At 74.0% G+C, this 16,056-nt stretch carries 13 protein-coding genes; 11 read left to right on the top strand and 2 right to left on the bottom strand.

All coding sequences use genetic code 11. The features are described from left to right. Positions 1-51: 51 nt before the first annotated feature. A complete protein-coding gene (locus tag O7605_RS09400) occupies positions 52-972 on the bottom strand; it encodes a peptidylprolyl isomerase (protein ID WP_269738812.1) in 921 nt (306 codons plus the stop codon). A 246-nt stretch (positions 973-1,218) separates the two neighbouring features. Here O7605_RS09400 and O7605_RS09395 point away from each other — a divergent pair, with 246 nt between their 5' ends. The 8 genes from O7605_RS09395 to O7605_RS09360 all read left to right on the top strand — a co-directional run bounded on the left by O7605_RS09395 (position 1,219) and on the right by O7605_RS09360 (position 10,324). Next, positions 1,219-1,938, top strand: coding sequence for an MBL fold metallo-hydrolase (locus O7605_RS09395; protein ID WP_269738811.1), 720 nt, complete (start codon positions 1,219-1,221; stop codon positions 1,936-1,938). A gap of 87 nt (positions 1,939-2,025) precedes the next feature. Then, positions 2,026-3,354 (top strand): histidine--tRNA ligase, encoded by a 1,329-nt coding sequence (hisS, locus tag O7605_RS09390; RefSeq protein WP_269738810.1) that lies wholly within the window; start codon positions 2,026-2,028, stop codon positions 3,352-3,354. Positions 3,355-3,617: 263 nt separating this feature from the next. After that, a complete protein-coding gene (locus O7605_RS09385) occupies positions 3,618-4,667 on the top strand; it encodes a S1 family peptidase (protein WP_269738809.1) in 1,050 nt (349 codons plus the stop codon). A gap of 102 nt (positions 4,668-4,769) precedes the next feature. After that, a complete protein-coding gene (locus O7605_RS09380; protein ID WP_269738808.1) occupies positions 4,770-5,444 on the top strand; it encodes a hypothetical protein in 675 nt (224 codons plus the stop codon). A gap of 127 nt (positions 5,445-5,571) precedes the next feature. Beyond that, on the top strand, positions 5,572-7,380 hold the full coding sequence (aspS, locus tag O7605_RS09375) for an aspartate--tRNA ligase (protein WP_269738807.1): 1,809 nt from the start codon (positions 5,572-5,574) through the stop codon (positions 7,378-7,380). A gap of 124 nt (positions 7,381-7,504) precedes the next feature. Further along, positions 7,505-8,317, top strand: coding sequence for a sugar nucleotide-binding protein (locus tag O7605_RS09370; RefSeq protein WP_269742578.1), 813 nt, complete (start codon positions 7,505-7,507; stop codon positions 8,315-8,317). 85 nt (positions 8,318-8,402) lie between these two features. After that, the gene (locus O7605_RS09365) at positions 8,403-8,990 is read left to right on the top strand and encodes an ArsR/SmtB family transcription factor (protein ID WP_269738806.1); all 588 of its coding nucleotides are present in this window, start codon (positions 8,403-8,405) and stop codon (positions 8,988-8,990) included. After that, complete coding sequence (locus tag O7605_RS09360) at positions 8,987-10,324, top strand: MFS transporter (protein WP_269738805.1); 1,338 nt, start codon at positions 8,987-8,989, stop codon at positions 10,322-10,324. Before O7605_RS09365 ends, O7605_RS09360 begins: the two co-directional genes overlap by 4 nt. On the opposite strand, the gene O7605_RS09355 is transcribed toward O7605_RS09360, so the two are convergent. Further along, entirely contained in the window at positions 10,282-11,037 is a 756-nt protein-coding gene (locus O7605_RS09355) for a GNAT family N-acetyltransferase (RefSeq protein WP_269738804.1), read from the bottom strand. The two genes, O7605_RS09360 and O7605_RS09355, sit on opposite strands and share 43 nt — an antisense overlap. Positions 11,038-11,112: 75 nt before the next feature. Between O7605_RS09355 and O7605_RS09350 the strand changes: the two genes are divergently transcribed. The 3 genes from O7605_RS09350 (at position 11,113) to O7605_RS31845 (ending at position 16,004) form a co-directional block, all read left to right on the top strand. Then, positions 11,113-11,322 (top strand): hypothetical protein, encoded by a 210-nt coding sequence (locus tag O7605_RS09350; RefSeq protein WP_093404409.1) that lies wholly within the window; start codon positions 11,113-11,115, stop codon positions 11,320-11,322. Between the two features lie 75 nt (positions 11,323-11,397). Continuing rightward, positions 11,398-12,921 carry a replication-associated recombination protein A gene (locus tag O7605_RS09345; RefSeq protein WP_269738803.1) on the top strand — a complete coding sequence of 508 codons (1,524 nt, stop codon included), beginning with the start codon at positions 11,398-11,400 and terminating at the stop codon, positions 12,919-12,921. 2,456 nt (positions 12,922-15,377) lie between these two features. Continuing rightward, positions 15,378-16,004 (top strand): hypothetical protein, encoded by a 627-nt coding sequence (locus O7605_RS31845; RefSeq protein WP_332317171.1) that lies wholly within the window; start codon positions 15,378-15,380, stop codon positions 16,002-16,004. Positions 16,005-16,056: the final 52 nt, after the last annotated feature.

Raw genomic sequence — 16,056 nt, 5'->3', positions numbered from 1 at the left:
TGGACTGTATGTGGATGCCGCTGTGGTGGGGTGGTTCCTGGTCGCGCGTGGTCAGCCGGCGCTGGCGCTGGCCTCGGGCGCGCCGGAGGGTTCCGGACTCGGCGTGCCCGAGGGCGCCGGATCGGCGGGCGACGCCGGGTCCAGCACGGGCTCGCCGACGGTCAGGCTCTGGATGACCACGTCGTCGTTCTCCGGCTTGACCTTCTCCCCGGCCCCATTGTCCACCGTCGGCAGGGCACCGATCTTCTCGACGACGTCGAGACCCTCGGTGACCCGGCCGATGATCGGGTACTGCGGTTCCTCGGTCGGGGTGAAGTCCTTGAAGAAGATCAGGAACTGGCTGCCGTTGGCCCCGGGCGGGTTCGAGATCATCGCGACCGTGCCCTTGGGGTACGTCGGTGGCTCGTCCGGAGACGGGCTCGGCTCCGGCGACGCCTCCGGGGCAGTCGGCACGTTCTCGTTGTAGAACGAGTAGGCCGGGCCGCCCAGACCGGTGCCGCTGGGGTCACCGCAGCGCACCGCGCCGTCGGTGGTGATCTCGTGGCACTTGGTGTTGTCGTAGAACGACTGGCTGGCCAGGTGGGCGATGCTGGCCGCGGCGCACGGGGCGCTGGCGAGATCCAACTCGACGGAGATCGGCGCGCCCTGGTTGGTGACGATCGTCATCGGCCGGGTGCCGGTGACCGGCAGGCCGGTGGTCGGGGGCTCGCCGACATCCTTGAGGTTGGCGTTGCCCTCGGTGTTCTGTGGGGTCCAGAGGCAGACCTCGTCGGCCGCGGTGTCCTCGGTCGGCTCACTGTCGAACGCGCCGAGAGCCCACGCCGAGCCGGCGACGACCAGCACCAGGATCAGGGCGGTGCCGACACCGGCCTGGATGCGTCGGCGACGCCTGGCGGCGGCGGCCCGGCGGGCCAGTTGCCGGTCGAGCTTGGCCCGCGCCAGTTTGCGCTGCCGGTCCCTGCTGGAAGCCACCCGTGCTCCCCTTTCCTCTACCCTGGTCGTCACCCGGTGGTCGTGTACCTGTCGGGCGGCAGGTGTGCCACGCCACACGCCCGCCAGAGTGTACGGGTACCGGCTGGGAAAGTGGTGTACGAGGTCGGTGCCCTTCCGCATCGGGATCCGTCAGTGCCTCGCCCGGGGGGCGGCGGGCCGGGCCGGCCGGACCTCGACGCCGGTAGGCTGCCCGGAGGGGACGACTCGACGGAAAGGGGAGCGGACGTGCTCGTGGCCGGCTTTCCCGCGGACGCCTTCGGCACCAACTGCTACGTGGTCGCCACCGCGCCGGGGGAACAGTGCGTGGTGGTCGATCCCGGCATCGGGGTGATCGACCGGCTCGACGCGCTGCTCGCCGAGCATCGTCTGCACCCGGCCGCGGTGCTGCTCACCCACGGCCACCTGGACCACACCTTCTCCGTGGCGCCGGTGTGCGGGGCGCGCGGGATCACCGCGTACGTGCACCCGGACGACCGGGAGCTGCTGGCCGACCCGGCCAAGGCGCTGTCGATGGATCTCACCCAGCTCTTCGGCGGGCGACTGCCGTACGCCGAGCCCGACGACGTGGCCGAGCTGGCCGACGGTACGACGCTCGCCCTGGCCGGGCTGGAGATCACCGTCGACCACGCGCCCGGCCATACCGGCGGGTCGGTGCTCTTCCGGCTGCCCGGCGCGGGCTCGCGGTGGGAGGCGGAGCAGCTCTGCCTCTCCGGGGACGTGCTCTTCGCCGGGTCGATCGGCCGCACCGACCTGCCGGGTGGCAGCATGCCGACGATGCTCACCAGCCTGCGGGACAAGATCCTCCCGCTGGCCGACGACACCGTCGTGCTGCCCGGCCACGGCCCCGCGACCACCATCGGCCGCGAGCGCGCCACCAACCCGTACCTCGCCGAGGTGGCGGAGTTGGGCGGCGCGCGACCCGCGGCACCCAGCCGCGGCCTGTAACGGCCGCGTCGAGACCGCACCGCGCGGACCGCGCGGCATCGCCAGCAGACCCTGCCGCGCAGCGCGCGGCTGCCGAGGGAGTACGTCATGAGCAAGCCCACGCCCATCTCCGGCTTCCCGGAGTGGACGCCCGCCCAGCGGATGATCGAGCAGTACGTCCTGGACCGGATCCGGTCGACCTTCGAGCTGTACGGCTTCGCCCCGCTGGAGACCCGCGCGGTCGAGCCGCTGGACCAGCTGCTGCGCAAGGGGGAGACCTCCAAGGAGGTCTACGTGATCCGCCGGCTGCACGGCGACCCGGAGGGCCCGGCGGGCGACGACGCGCTCGGTCTGCACTTCGACCTGACCGTGCCGTTCGCCCGGTACGTGCTGGAGAACGCCGGCAAGCTGGCCTTCCCGTTCCGCCGCTACCAGATCCAGAAGGTGTGGCGGGGCGAGCGCCCGCAGGAGGGGCGGTACCGGGAGTTCGTCCAGGCCGACATCGACATCGTCAACCGGGACACCCTGGCGCCGCACCACGAGGCGGAGATGCCGCTCGTCGTCGGGGACGCGCTGCGGTCGTTGCCGATCCCGCCGGTCCGCATCCAGGTCAACAACCGCAAGATCTGTGAGGGCTTCTACCGGGGTATCGGCCTGACCGACCCGGAGGCGGCGCTGCGGGCCGTCGACAAGCTCGACAAGATCGGCCCGGCCGGGGTCACGGAGCTGCTGGCGACCACCGCCGGGGCGAGCGAGGCGCAGGCCAAGGCGGTGCTGTCACTTGCCGAGATCGCCGCGCCGGACGCCTCGTTCGCCGACGCCGTGCGCGCGCTCGGGGTGAGCCACCCGCTGCTCGACGAGGGGGTCGAGGAACTGGTCCGGGTGATGGAGACCGCCGCCGCGCACTCACCGGGCCTCTGCGTGGCGGACCTGCGGATCGCCCGTGGTCTGGACTACTACACCGGCACCGTCTACGAGACGCAGCTGATCGGGTACGAGCGCTTCGGCTCGATCTGCTCCGGCGGCCGGTACGACAACCTGGCCAGCGCCGGCAACGCCCGCTTCCCCGGGGTGGGTATCTCCATCGGGGTGACCCGCCTGCTGGGGCTGCTGTTCGGCGCGGGCGCGCTGTCGGTGTCCCGGGAGGTGCCGACCTGCGTGCTGGTCGCGGTGACCAACGAGGAACTGCGGCCGGCAAGTGACTCCGTCGCGGGGGCGTTGCGCTCCCGGGGCATCCCGACCGAGGTGTCGCCGAGCGCGGCGAAGTTCGGCAAGCAGATCCGGTACGCGCAGCGGCGCGGCATCCCGTACGTCTGGTTCCCGGGGGCGGACGGCGCGCCCGACGAGGTCAAGGACATCCGTTCCGGCGAGCAGGTGGCCGCCGCGTCGGGGGAGTGGACGCCGCCTCGTGAGGATCTCAAGCCGCTGGTGAGCTGAGCCGGTGCGGTCGTAACCGCTGAGATCGCTCTCCTGGTCCGGGGTGTCACACGAGGTCGTACTGACCGTGTGACACCCCGGTCTTCGTATGTGTCCGCCCTGTTACGGATTGCCGGTGGGTGAATTCGGGCATACCCAGGTCTTGCTTACGATCTTAAATATGTGAATACTTTCCCTCGCTTGGCCATTTCCCCAGGTGGTCGAGCTGCCCCCGTCCCTGTCGACGTGACAGGGCCTCATCCCCCATATCGGGAGGCTGTTACATGCGACCCACGAGGTCAATGCTCCGCCGTGTCGTCACCGTCGCCGCAGCCGGAACCTTGGTCGCCGGCGTGTTGGCCGGCACCCCCGCCCAGGCGGCACCCGGGAGCGTCTCGCCCGACGCGGCGACCGCGCTCGCCGACCGGCTCGGAGACCGCGCCGCCGGTGCCTACGCCGACGCCAGCGGCAAGATGGTCGTCGCCGTCACCGACGTCGCCGCCGCCCGTCAGGCGGCCGCTGCCGGCGCCAAGGTCAAGGTCGTCAAGCGCGGCGCCGCGGAGCTGAACCGCGCCACCGCCGTGCTGGAGCGCTTGGCCAAGATCCCCGGCACCGCCTGGTGGACCGACCCGGTCACCAACCAGGTCGTCATCTCCGTCGACACCACCGTCACCGGCGCCAAGCTGGAGCAGGTCAAGGCCGCCGCCGCGCGCACCAACGGCGCGGTGCGCATCGAGGCCGGGGCCGCTCCGCTGAGCACCCTCATCTCCGGCGGCCAGGCGATCTACGCCGGCGGTGGCGGGCGTTGCTCGCTCGGCTTCAACGTGCGCAGCGGCAGCACCTACTACTTCCTCACCGCCGGGCACTGCACCAACATCTCGTCGAGCTGGTACAGCAACTCGGGCCAGACCTCCCTGCTGGGCACCCGCGCGGGCACCAGCTTCCCGGGCAACGACTACGGCATCGTCCGGCACAACAACTCGGGCAACGCGGCCGGCAACGTCTACCTCTACAACGGCAGCTACCGGGACATCACCGGCGCCGGCAACGCGTACGTCGGTCAGTCGGCGCAGCGCTCCGGCAGCACCACCGGCCTGCGTAGCGGCTCGGTGACCGCGCTCAACGCCACGGTCAACTACGCCGAGGGCTCGGTCTCCGGCCTGATCCGGACCAACATCTGCGCCCAGCCCGGCGACAGCGGCGGTTCGCTGTTCAGCGGCAGCACCGCGCTCGGCCTGACCTCCGGCGGCAGCGGCAACTGCTCCACCGGCGGCACCACCTTCTTCCAGCCGGTCACCGAGGCGCTGAGCCGCTACGGCGTCAGCATCTTCTGACCTGCCTCCGGGAGTACCTCCTCCGCCAGCGGGCCGCCGGATTCCTCCTCCGGCGGCCCGCACCGCTGTCCCGGATCGCCTTCCCTCGATTACTGTCGGCCGATGGTCGTACGACTCCTGGCGCGGTTGCGCGCGCCGATCTTCGTGGGCGGGCAGCTGCTGGCCTGGGTGCTGCTCGCCGTGGACGCGCGTCGGGAATGGCACGCCTCCTGGTTCGTCGGGCTCCTGCTGGTGCTCGGTGCGCTCGCCGCGATACCCGCACAGGTCGTCGACCGGCCGGAATTCCGGGTGGTCGCCCTGGTCACCCAGACCATCGGTGCCGGCGTCGTGGCGCTGGCCCTGTACGACACGGCGGACAAGCGGGCGCTGTGGGCGTACGCCCTGGCCGCTCTCGGTGCGCTGGCCCTGCCGTCGAGCCGGCCGGCGCTGCGGGCCTCGTCGGTGAGCCGGCCGGCGCTCGGGCGGGCCACCGTGATCGGCGTGGCGGCGGCGCTCCTGCTCACCATCGGCGCGTCGGCTCCGGCCCTGGCCTGGGGCGGCATCCAGCCCGAGGCGGTGGTGTGCGCGCGGTCGGACGAGGCCGTCGACGAGCTGGTGCAGGAGAGCCGCCCGTTCGATCCCGATCACGTGATCGCCGGCTTCGGGCTGGACGACGATTCGTACACCTCGTGCCTGGAGGTGGTGTTCGATCCCGGCGCCACCGCCGGTGACGCCGCCGAGGTCGCCCGCCGCTACTCCTCGGACCCGAGGGTCGTGTCCGTGAGCCGGACGCGCTGACGGAGTGCCCGTCCGTCACCGCAGGTGTCGACCGGGCCCTGGTCCGCGCACCCGGGAAACGTCGACGGGTAGGTGCTGACAGAATGCCGGGGAGTAGACGTAGGGCAAGACGAGGGAGACGTACGTCGTGATCCGTACCCATGACGCCGGCAGCCTGCGCGCGACGGACGCCGGCACCACGGTGACGCTCGCCGGGTGGGTGGCCCGCCGGCGCGACCACGGCGGTGTCATCTTCGTCGACCTGCGCGACGGTTCGGGCGTGGTGCAGGTGGTCCTGCGCGAGGAGGACGCGCACGCGCTGCGCAACGAGTACTGCGTCAAGGTCGTCGGTGAGGTCACCCGGCGGCCTGAGGGCAACGAGAACCCGGAGCTGCCCACCGGCGAGATCGAGGTGACGGCGGCCGAGCTGGAGGTGCTCTCCGAGGCCGCGCCGCTGCCGCTGCCGGTGGACGACCAGGTGGTGGCCGGCGACGACGTCCGGCTCAGGTACCGCTACCTCGACCTGCGGCGCGGCGGCCCGGCGCGGGCCATGCGGCTGCGGTCCCGGGCCAACCAGCTCGCCCGCACGGTGCTGCACGAGCGGGACTTCCTGGAGATCGAGACGCCGACGCTGACCCGGTCCACGCCGGAGGGCGCCCGTGACTTCCTGGTGCCGGTGCGCCTGCAGCCGGGCAGTTGGTACGCGCTGCCGCAGTCGCCGCAGCTGTTCAAGCAACTGCTGATGGTCGGCGGGATGGAGCGGTACTACCAGATCGCCCGCTGCTACCGCGACGAGGACTTCCGGGCCGACCGGCAGCCGGAGTTCACCCAGCTCGACATCGAGATGTCCTTCGTCACCGAGGACGACGTGATCGACCTCGGTGAGGCGATCGTCGCCGCACTCTGGTCGGAGCTGGCCGACCACGAGATTCCCCGGCCCATCCCGCGCATCACCTGGCACGACGCGATGGCGCGGTACGGCTCGGACAAGCCCGACCTGCGCTACGGCGTCGAGCTGACCGAGCTGACCGACTACCTGCGCGGCACCCAGTTCCGGGTCTTCGCCGCCGCCATCGACGCGGGCGGCTACGTCGGCGCGGTGGTCATGCCCGGTGGCGCGTCCCAAACCCGCAAGGAACTGGACGGCTGGCAGGACTGGGCCAAGGCCCGTGGCGCCAAGGGGCTGGCGTACGTGGTGCTCGACGCCGAGACCGGCGAGGCACGGGGGCCGGTGGCGAAGAACCTGTCGGCCGAGCACCTGGCCGGGCTGGCCGACGCGGTCGGTGCCAAGCCGGGCGACGCGATCTTCTTCGCCGCCGGCGCGGAGACGCGTGCGGCACAGGAACTGCTCGGCGCGGCCCGGATCGAGATCGCGCGGCGGGCCGGCCTGGTCGACGAGAGCGCCTGGGCGTTCTGCTGGGTGGTCGACGCGCCGATGTTCGAACGGACGGACGAAGGGGGCTGGACCGCCGTACACCACCCGTTCACCTCGCCCAACGCGGAGTGGATGGACCGGTTCGAGGAGGCACCGGACCGGGCCCTGGCGTACGCGTACGACATCGTCTGCAACGGCAACGAGATCGGCGGCGGTTCGATCCGTATCCACCGCCGCGACGTGCAGCAGCGGGTGTTCGACCTGCTCGGCATCAGTCCCGAGGAGGCGCAGGACAAGTTCGGCTTCCTGCTGGAGGCGTTCAGCTACGGCCCGCCGCCGCACGGCGGCATCGCGTTCGGCTGGGACCGGGTCTGCATGCTGCTCGCCGGGGCCGACTCGATCCGCGAGGTGATCGCCTTCCCGAAGACCCGGGGTGGCTTCGACCCGCTGACCGGTGCCCCGACCCCCATCACCGCCCAGCAGCGCACCGAGGCCGGCATCGACGCCAAGCCCAAGCCCCCGCCGCCGCCGTCTCACCAGGGCACCGCCGGCCCCGCCGCCCCCGTAGCCGACCCCACCTGACCCACCCGGCCCCCGGGCTCCCGGCCCCGTTGATCAAGAAGTTTGCGTCATGATCTGGGCGATCTGGCGACGCGAACTTCTTGGTCAACAGGTGCGGGAGCGGGCGGTGGGTGAGGGGGCCACGGTGCGGGTGCTGGTGGTGGGTGGGAGTGGGTTCCTGGGCCGGGAGGTCTGTCGGCGGGGGATTGCCGCCGGGTGGACGGTGGTGGGGACGTGCCACTCCGGTGAGGTCGGGGTGGCGGGTGTCGAGGTGCGTCGGCTGGACGTGACCGACCGGGCCGCGGTGGTCGACCTGGTCACGGCGGTACGCCCGGACGCCGTGGTCGCCACCCCCTACCGGTACGGCGACTGGGCGGTCACCGCCGACGGGGCGGCACACGTGGCGTACGCCGCCGCCCGGGTCGGGGCCCGGCTGGTGCATCTCTCCAGCGACGCCCTGCACGCCGGGCGACCCGAGGCGTACGCCGACGACGACCCGCCCACGCCGATCTTCCCGTACGGGGCGGCGAAGGCGGCGGCGGAAACGGCGGTGCGGGCCGTCGACCCGGGTGCCGTGCTGGTGAGTACCTCGCTGATCCTCGGCGAGGGGAGCAAACAGATCCAGCTCTGCCGGGACGCGCTGGCCGGTCGGGCGACGCTGTTCAGCGACGAGCTGCGCTGCCCGATCGACGTCGGCGACCTCGCCGCCGCCGTGCTGGAACTGGTGGACTCCGACGTCGCCGGCCCGCTCAACGTGGCGGGCCCGGACGCGGTCAGCCGGGCCGAGCTGGGCCTGCTGGTGAACCGCCGGGAGGGCATCGACCCGGCCGGCCTGAAGACCACCACCGGCGCCGCCGCCGGGGTGGTGCGTCCCACCCAGGTACGCCTGGACTCCACCCGCGCCGCCGGCCTGCTCCGCACCCGGTTGCGCGGCGTCTCGGAGCTGCTCACCTGCTGATGAGTCGCGGACAGCCGGTGCGGCTATCCATGGCACCTATGCACAACACTTGTGCATAGGTAGTGTGCACAGCTAGTGTGCATTCATGAAGGAGCCGTCGACCACCGCCGCGCCGAGCGTCGTGCACATCGACGCACGGCAGATCCGGGCACTCGCCCATCCGCTCCGTGTCCAGCTGCTCGGCGCCCTGCGCATCGGCGGACCGGCGACCGCGACCGACCTGGCCGCCGAACTCGACACCAACACCGGTGCGACCAGCTACCACCTGCGCCACCTGGCCGAGGTCGGGTTGGTCGTCGAGGAGCCGGCGGAGGGCGTCGGGCGCCGGCGTTACTGGCGGGCCGCCCACGACATCAGCTCGTGGCAGCCCACCGACTTCGAGGACGACCCGCCGGCCCGGGACGCGGCGGACTGGGTGCAGCGCAGGCATTTCCAGTTCGTGGCCGAGTTCGCCCAGCGCTGGGTGGGCGTGCAGCACGACCGGCCGCGCGAGTGGCGTCAGGCCGTCGAGTTCAGCGACGCGCTGCTCACCCTCTCGCCCGCCCAGTTGCGCTCGCTCAACGACGAGTTGTCGGCGGTGGTCAAGCGGTACCGTGACGCACCAGCCGGGCCCGACGCGGAGCAGGTCATTCTCTTCGTCGCCGGCTTTCCCCTGGTCCGGGACGCCCGATGAGCACCCTCACCGTCACCCAGATCCGCCGCCGCTTCCTGGTTCTGCACGGTCTGCGCTGGCTGCCGGTCGGTCTGCTGATTCCGGTGTTCATCCTGCTCATGCAGGAGCGCGGGCTGAGTCTCACCCAGATCGGTCTGGCCGTCGCCGCGCAGGGCGTGGTGGTGCTCGCCCTTGAGGTGCCCACCGGCGGCCTCGCCGACGCGCTGGGCCGCAAGCCGGTGCTGGTGGTGGCGAACGTGGTCGGACTCGCCTCGCTGGCGCTCCTGCTGGTCGCCGACTCGTTGGTCCTGCTGGCCACCGTCTGGGCGATGCAGGGCGTGTTCCGTGCCCTGGACAGTGGCCCGCTCGAATCCTGGTACGTCGACTCCACCCTCGCCGTCGACCCGGATGCCGCGTACGAGAAGGGTCTGGGCCAGGCCGGCATGGTCCTCGGCCTGTGCATGGCCGCTGGCGCGCTGCTCAGCGGCGGCCTGGTGGCTCTCGGCCCGGTGGGGCCGGTCAGCGCCCTCACCACGCCGGTCGTGGTGGCGCTCCTGTTGCAGGCGATCGCCCTGACGGGTTTGCTGGCGCTGCTGGTGGAGCAGCGCTCGGCGGTCGGCACGGATGCCCTGCGATCGTCGTTACGCCAGGCGCCGCGCATGGTTGGTGAGGCCTTCGGTCTGCTGCGTCGCTCCCGGGTGCTGCTCGCGTTGGTGACGGTCGAGCTGTTCTGGGGCTTCGGCATGGTCACCTTCGAGAACCTGTTGCCGGTCCGCCTCGCCGAGGTGGTGGGAGACGCCGACCGGGCCGCCGCGCTGCTCGGCCCGGCCAGCACGGCGGCGTGGCTCGCCTCGGCGGGCGGCGCCGCCGCCACCCCACTGCTGCTCCGCTGGCTCGGCGCCGCGCCCGGTGCCGCCCTGCTACGGGTCGTGCAGGGGATCACGGTCGTCGGCATGGGGCTGCTCGCCGGCCCGGTCGGGGTGCTGGTCGCCTTCGTCGCCTGCTATGCCGTGCACGGCGCGTCGAACCCGTTGCACATGGGGCTCCTGCATCGGCAGGTCGACGGCCCGTACCGGACCAGTGTGATCTCGGTGAACTCCATGATGGCCATGCCGGCTGCTGCCGTCGGCGCGGTGCTGCTCGGCTTCATCGGCGACCGGGCCGGGGTGAGCACCGCGATGCTCGTCGGTGCGGTCGCGCTGGCGGTCGCCGCGCCGCTGTACCTGCCCGCCTGGCGGGCCGCCCGGACGGCCGCCTCGGCCGACGGTCAGCCGGGGCGGGACGACGACCCGGCGCGACGGATCGACGACGGTCAGGCGAAGCGGACCGAGGTGAGCGGCAACGTGCCGGTGTAGCCGAGCCGCCGGTAGAGCCGGATCGCCGCCAGGTTGCTCGGGTAGACGCCCAGCGCCACCATGTCGTACCGCGCCAGTAGGACCCGGGTCATCCCGGCGGTGATCGTCGCACCCAGACCGCGCCCCCGGTGCCGCGGTGCCACCGTCAACCCGGCGAGGAAGCCGACCTCACCCCGGGTGCGGTCGGCGCCGCAGGCGATCAGCCGGTCAGCGTCGCGGATGCCGTACCAGTGGCGCACACTCGGATCGCCGGGGCGGGCGGTGCTGGTCGGGAACGCCTCGTCGATCAGCGCCGTCAGGGCCGGGTGGTCCGCCTCGGTCAGCCGGACCACCCGATCCTCGCCGGGCTGCGTCGGCGGCGCGCCTGTCGTCCAGAGGAAGTCCCAGTCCTCGTGACCGGTCACGGCCGGCCCGAGCGGCGCGGGGTCCGTACGGGGCAGGTGAACCCACCGCCCGGCACCGACCCTCCCCGCCGCGGCCACCGCGCCGACCAGGTCGATCGCCGGCTCCGCGGCGCCGATCACGCCTCCGATCGGCCCGTGTTCGACGGTGAGCAGCCAGCCCACGGCTCCGGCGCGTCGCCAACCACGCGCCGGTGCGTGATCCGGTAGCGAATGCCGGACGAAGGGATGACGGCCCGTCGCGGCCAGGATGGCGTCGCGCCCGTCGAGGGCCTCGTCGGCGACGATCATGTCGCCAGCGTAGGTCGTCATGGTTGGAGATTGGCGAGCGGACCGATCGGGTACATCCCGCGCCGACCTACTGGCAACCCCCACCGGAGGTACGTCATGCTCGCCATCGCCGCAGCCGTCGTCTTCGGCTTCGCCTTGCTGCTCGACCTGCTGGACACCAAACTCGGCGCACCCGACCTGTTCAACTGGAACACCCTGGTCCTGATCGGCCTGCTGCTGCTCTCGCTCTACCTGGCCGGCGTCGGCCGGGGTCCGGGCGGCGGTGGTGGCCGCTGGTACCGGGGCCGCCGCCCGGGCCGCGGCTGACCGGGAACGATCACCCCGGGCTTGGTCGACGGCGCGATTCCGGCGTTGTCGGCCGAGCCCGGTACTGTTCTCGTGATGGAGTCCGACGCCCTGTTCACCCTCGGTGAACCCGCCGCAGCACCCGGTGCGCAGGCGGGTTCCGGTGGCGTCGGCGGGTTCACCCCGGCCGGGCCGGACGCGCCGCTGCCGGTCCGGATGCGTCCGGCCAGTCTGGACGAGCTGATCGGCCAGGAGCACCTGCTCACCCCCGGTGCGCCGCTGCGGCAGTTGGTGGCCGGCAGCGCGCCGATGTCGGTGATCCTCTGGGGGCCGCCGGGCAGCGGGAAGACCACGATCGCCCACCTGGTGGCCGCCGCGACGGACCGGCGCTTCGTCGCCATGTCCGCGCTGACCGCCGGCGTCAAGGACGTCCGGGCGGTGATCGACACGGCGCGGCGACAGCGGCGCTCGGGTGGTCCACCGACGGTGCTCTTCATCGACGAGGTCCACCGGTTCAGCAAGACCCAGCAGGACTCGCTGCTCGCCGCGGTGGAGGACCGGACGGTCACGCTGCTCGCCGCCACCACCGAGAACCCGTACTTCTCGGTCATCTCCCCGCTGCTCTCCCGGTGTGTGCTGCTCACCCTGCGACCCCTCGACGACGAGGCGGTACGCGGGCTGCTGCACCGCGCGTTGGTCGACGAGCGCGGGTTGGGTGGCACGCTCACCCTCGCGCCCGAGGCGGAGGAGCACCTGGTCCGGCTGGCCGGCGGCGACGTCCGCAAGGCGCTCACGGCGCTGGAGGCGGCGGCCGCCTCGACGGGCGCGCTGGGCAGGGACCACATCGACCTCGCCACCGCCGAACGCGCGGTGGACACCGCGGCGGTCCGCTACGACCGGGCGGGGGACGCCCACTACGACGTCACCAGCGCCTTCATCAAGAGCATGCGCGGTTCCGACGTGGACGCGGCGCTGCACTGGCTGGCCCGGATGCTCGTCGCCGGGGAGGATGCCAGGTTCATCGCGCGGCGGCTGGTCATCTTCGCCAGCGAGGACGTGGGCATGGCCGACCCGGCGGCGCTCGGGGTGGCGACCGCCGCGGCCCACGCGGTGGAGTACGTCGGCCTGCCCGAGGCGCAGCTCAACCTCGCCCAGGCCGTGATCCACCTGGCCACCGCGCCCAAGTCGAACTCGGCGACCACCGCGATCGGTGCGGCGATCGCCGACGTGCGGTCCGGGCGGGGCGGGCCGGTGCCCCGAGGCCTGCGCGACGCCCACTACTCCGGTGCCCGGGGTCTCGGGCACGGCATCGGTTACCGCTACCCGCACGACGACCAGCGGGGTGTGGTCACCCAGCAGTACGTGCCCGACGACCTGGTCGGCACCGACTACTACCGGCCGAGCCAGCACGGCGCGGAGCGATCGGTGGCCGGCCGGCTACCGTTGCTGCGCCGGATCGTTCGCGGGCTGTCCACCCCCGCCCGCACGGACGAGCCGGCAGGGGGCGGTCGGCCGGACCGGCCGACGTCGGGGGAGGACGACGGCGACCGTGCTACGGCCACGACAGCCCAGGTGGCCGAAGAGGTCGGCGCGAGCGCCGACGGGAGGGGTCAACAGTGAAATCGTCGGACCGGCCGGACGAGGGCCCGGACGCGCGGCGCGGCAAGGGCCGCCGGTGGGGTCGGGGCAGATCCGAGGCCGCCCCGGAGGAGCCGACCGGCGGCGAGGATTTCGGCTGGATCGACGACCTGCGTTCGGCCAAGCAGCAGCGCACCGAGCTGGGCCCGGACGGCGTCGCCGTCGAGCCACCCACCGCCGCGCGCCGTGGGCCGGAGCGCCCCGGCCAGGAGCCGCCCGTACGACCCGCCCCCGCACCGGTCAACCATCCGGGGCCGGACGGACCGGTGCCACCGCCGCCCGGCCGGGGCCCGGCCGAGCCCCCACGAGCGCGTCCGGTCGACGGTCCCTGGCCGGGCAACCCGCCCCCGCGTCCGCCCGTCGGCCCGCCCGCCGCGGGCAGGGAACGACCCCCGGGCCCCCCGCCGTTCGTCCCACCGCCGCCGGCTGCCACCCGTCACGAGCCCGGTGTCTCCAACACCCCGCCGGCCGGTTGGCCACCGCAGTCGGGAGCCGCCGGGCCAGCCACCCGGCGGCCACATCCCGGTGAGCCGCTTCCGGGCGGCGCCCCCCGGCCGGTTCCGGAAGCCGGCCCGGTGTCCGGGGCACCGATCGCTGCGGGCCGGCCGCCCGGACCGGTGTCGGGCCCGCCGGCCGGTCCCGGGGCGGGCCCGCCCGGGCAGCGTCGGATGCCGGGCATCCGGCCGAACGCCGCACCCGCCGGCCCGCGTCGCCTGCCCCCGACCGACCCGGGCCGCGCCCCGGCACCGCCGGAGACGGTCACCGGCCCGCCTCCGGCAGACCGCACCGATCCTGGTCGCGTCCCCGACGGCCGGTCCGGGCGTCTCCCCGGGCCGGGTCGTCCACGGCCGGCCGACGCCCCGGCCGGACCACCGTCAGCCGGCGTGCCGGACCCCACGCCGCCGCTCGGCGGCCACCGCCTGCCGCCGGACCCGGCCGACGCCCCGGCCGGCCCGAGGGGCGCCGAACGAGCCGGGCCGGCGACGACTCCCGGTTCAACGGCGGTGGGCATGACGCCCGCCGCCGGCCGACCCGGTGGTGCTCCGGCCAGCGGTCGGCGGGCCGGTCGTCGGCGTGCCGCCGAGCCGGAGGAGGAACGGCCGGTGGTGCCGCTCTCCGGCAACGCGCCACCGATTCCCGGTGTCCCGTCCGGTCCACCGGCGGCGGGGCCCGCGCGCATCCCACCCGCCGGGCGCGCCGAGTCGGGCCCACCGACCGCCGACGACGCCCGGGGTCGGCGCGCGGCCGCCGAGGAGCCGTCCGGACGGCACGCGGTGGCGGGTGCCGGTACCGAGGCGCCACCCGGCGCGGGGCGGCCGGGCGAGGGCCGCGCCGCCCGACCGGAGCGACCGTCCGACTGGCTCCGGCAGGCCGGACGACCGCACCACACCGACCCGGCACTGCCCACGATCAGCAAGCGACCCGCGACACCGCCCGGTCGTGCGGTCGGCACGCCCTCCGGTGGTACGCCGACGATCGGCGACCGCCGTGGGGTGGACTCCGGCGGCCCTTCCGGTCGGCCGAACGTGGGCGCCGCGCCAGCCGACGGACGCCGGGTCGAGCCGGGGCCGGATGGCCCGGTGGCCGGGCCTGCCCGCCGCGCCGACGGGCCACCGGTCGGACGTGGCCGCCCGACTCCGCCGGCCGGCACTGTCCCCGGCCCGGACGGACGTGAGCCGACAGGTCGGGCCGGCACCCTGCCCCGGATCGGTGCCACCGGCCCGGCACCCCGGCCCGACGGCCCGCCGCGTGGCGCGGCGCGTCCGGACGGCTCGCCTGATCTGCCTTCGCGTGGTGCGGCGCGGCCCGACGGTCCGCCCGGCGTTCCGCCGCGTGGTGCGGCGCGACCCGATGGTGCCCCGGCAGCGCCGCCGCGTGGTGCGGCGCGACCGGACGGTCCGCCCGGCGTTCCGCCGCGTGGTGCGGCGCGACCCGATGGTGCCCCGGCAGCGCCGCCGCGTGGTGCGGCGCGTCCGGACGGTCCGCCCGGCGTTCCGCCGCGTGGCGCGGCGCGGCCCGACGGTCCGCCCGGCGTTCCGCCGCGCGGCGCGGTCCGACCCGACGGTCCGGCCGTGACGTCGCCGCACCGACCCGACATCGGCCCCGCTGACCCCGGCCGGGGCGTCGGCGCCGGACCGACCGGCTCGCCGGTCACGGCCCGGGCCGGTGCTCCGGTGCGCCCGGAGGAGCGGCTCGCCGGCCGGGCCACGCCGCCGCACCGGAACCCGGCGCGCCCCGAACCCTCCGGCGTGTCGCCGGTGCCGCCGCGCGGCGGCGAGGCTCCGGCGGTGGCCCGCGCCGCGGCTGTCGTGGCACCGGCCGGCCCCACCGGGCACCCCGGCCCGGAACCGACGGCCCGACGCACCAACGCGCCGGACTTCGCCGACGTCGACCGGTCCGAGGGCGACCCGGGCGACGGTGGTCAGCCGCGCCGGCAGGTGCCGGGCTCCCCCCGGTCGCGTGCCGCCGTCCTGGTGCTGGCCAGTGTGCTGCTGCTCGGCGTACTTCCCGCGTTCTTCGGTGTGCAGACCATGAACCGGGATCCGGTCTTCGCCTCACTCGACCAGCTCGACGTGCCGGCCTGGGCGGCGACCGAACCGGTCGACGACGTCACCGGCAGCCCGTGGTGCCTGCTGGACTGCCGGTTGCGGGAACGCACCACCACCTCCGACCGGTCACCCGACGAGACGGCGCAGGCGTACGAGGCCGCGCTGACCCGCGACGGTTGGCAGCGGTGGACGCCCAACTACTGCCCGGAGCAGGAGGAGAAGGGCAGCTACACCTGCTGGCGGCGCGACGAGCTCACCCTCGACCTCTGGGTCCGGGAACGCACCTGCGTGCCGCCGCCCGTCGACGGCGAACCCGCGGTGGTGCCGGCCCCCGATCCGGCCACCGCGGCGCAGGAGTGCCCCGGATCGTTGGTGTCGGTGAAGGTGCGCAACGCGATCGACGACGAGCGGACGCGGCCACAGCCGAGCACCGATCCGTCGCTCACCGGCGAGGATCCCTTCCCGACAGTGACCGACGACCCGTTGAGCGACCTGACGCCGTCACCACCGTCCTGAGCCGATCCTCATCACGGACGGTAGGGTCAGGTGCTGATGGTGACCGGTCGTC

It is taken from the genome of Verrucosispora sp. WMMA2121 (genome assembly GCF_027460185.1).
In the GTDB taxonomy this organism is placed as follows: domain Bacteria; phylum Actinomycetota; class Actinomycetes; order Mycobacteriales; family Micromonosporaceae; genus Micromonospora; species Micromonospora palythoicola.
This window is presented reverse-complemented; position numbering and strand designations above follow the sequence as displayed.

Coding starts and splice junctions, on each gene's coding strand:
- O7605_RS09345 (WP_269738803.1), top strand. CDS start 11,398: ATGGAGTCCGACGCCCTGTTCACCCTCGGTGAACCCGCCGCAGCACCC.
- hisS (WP_269738810.1), top strand. CDS start 2,026: ATGAGCAAGCCCACGCCCATCTCCGGCTTCCCGGAGTGGACGCCCGCC.
- O7605_RS09365 (WP_269738806.1), top strand. CDS start 8,403: ATGAAGGAGCCGTCGACCACCGCCGCGCCGAGCGTCGTGCACATCGAC.
- O7605_RS09350 (WP_093404409.1), top strand. CDS start 11,113: ATGCTCGCCATCGCCGCAGCCGTCGTCTTCGGCTTCGCCTTGCTGCTC.
- O7605_RS09355 (WP_269738804.1), bottom strand. CDS start 11,037: ATGACGACCTACGCTGGCGACATGATCGTCGCCGACGAGGCCCTCGAC.
- O7605_RS09380 (WP_269738808.1), top strand. CDS start 4,770: ATGGTCGTACGACTCCTGGCGCGGTTGCGCGCGCCGATCTTCGTGGGC.
- O7605_RS09360 (WP_269738805.1), top strand. CDS start 8,987: ATGAGCACCCTCACCGTCACCCAGATCCGCCGCCGCTTCCTGGTTCTG.
- O7605_RS09385 (WP_269738809.1), top strand. CDS start 3,618: ATGCGACCCACGAGGTCAATGCTCCGCCGTGTCGTCACCGTCGCCGCA.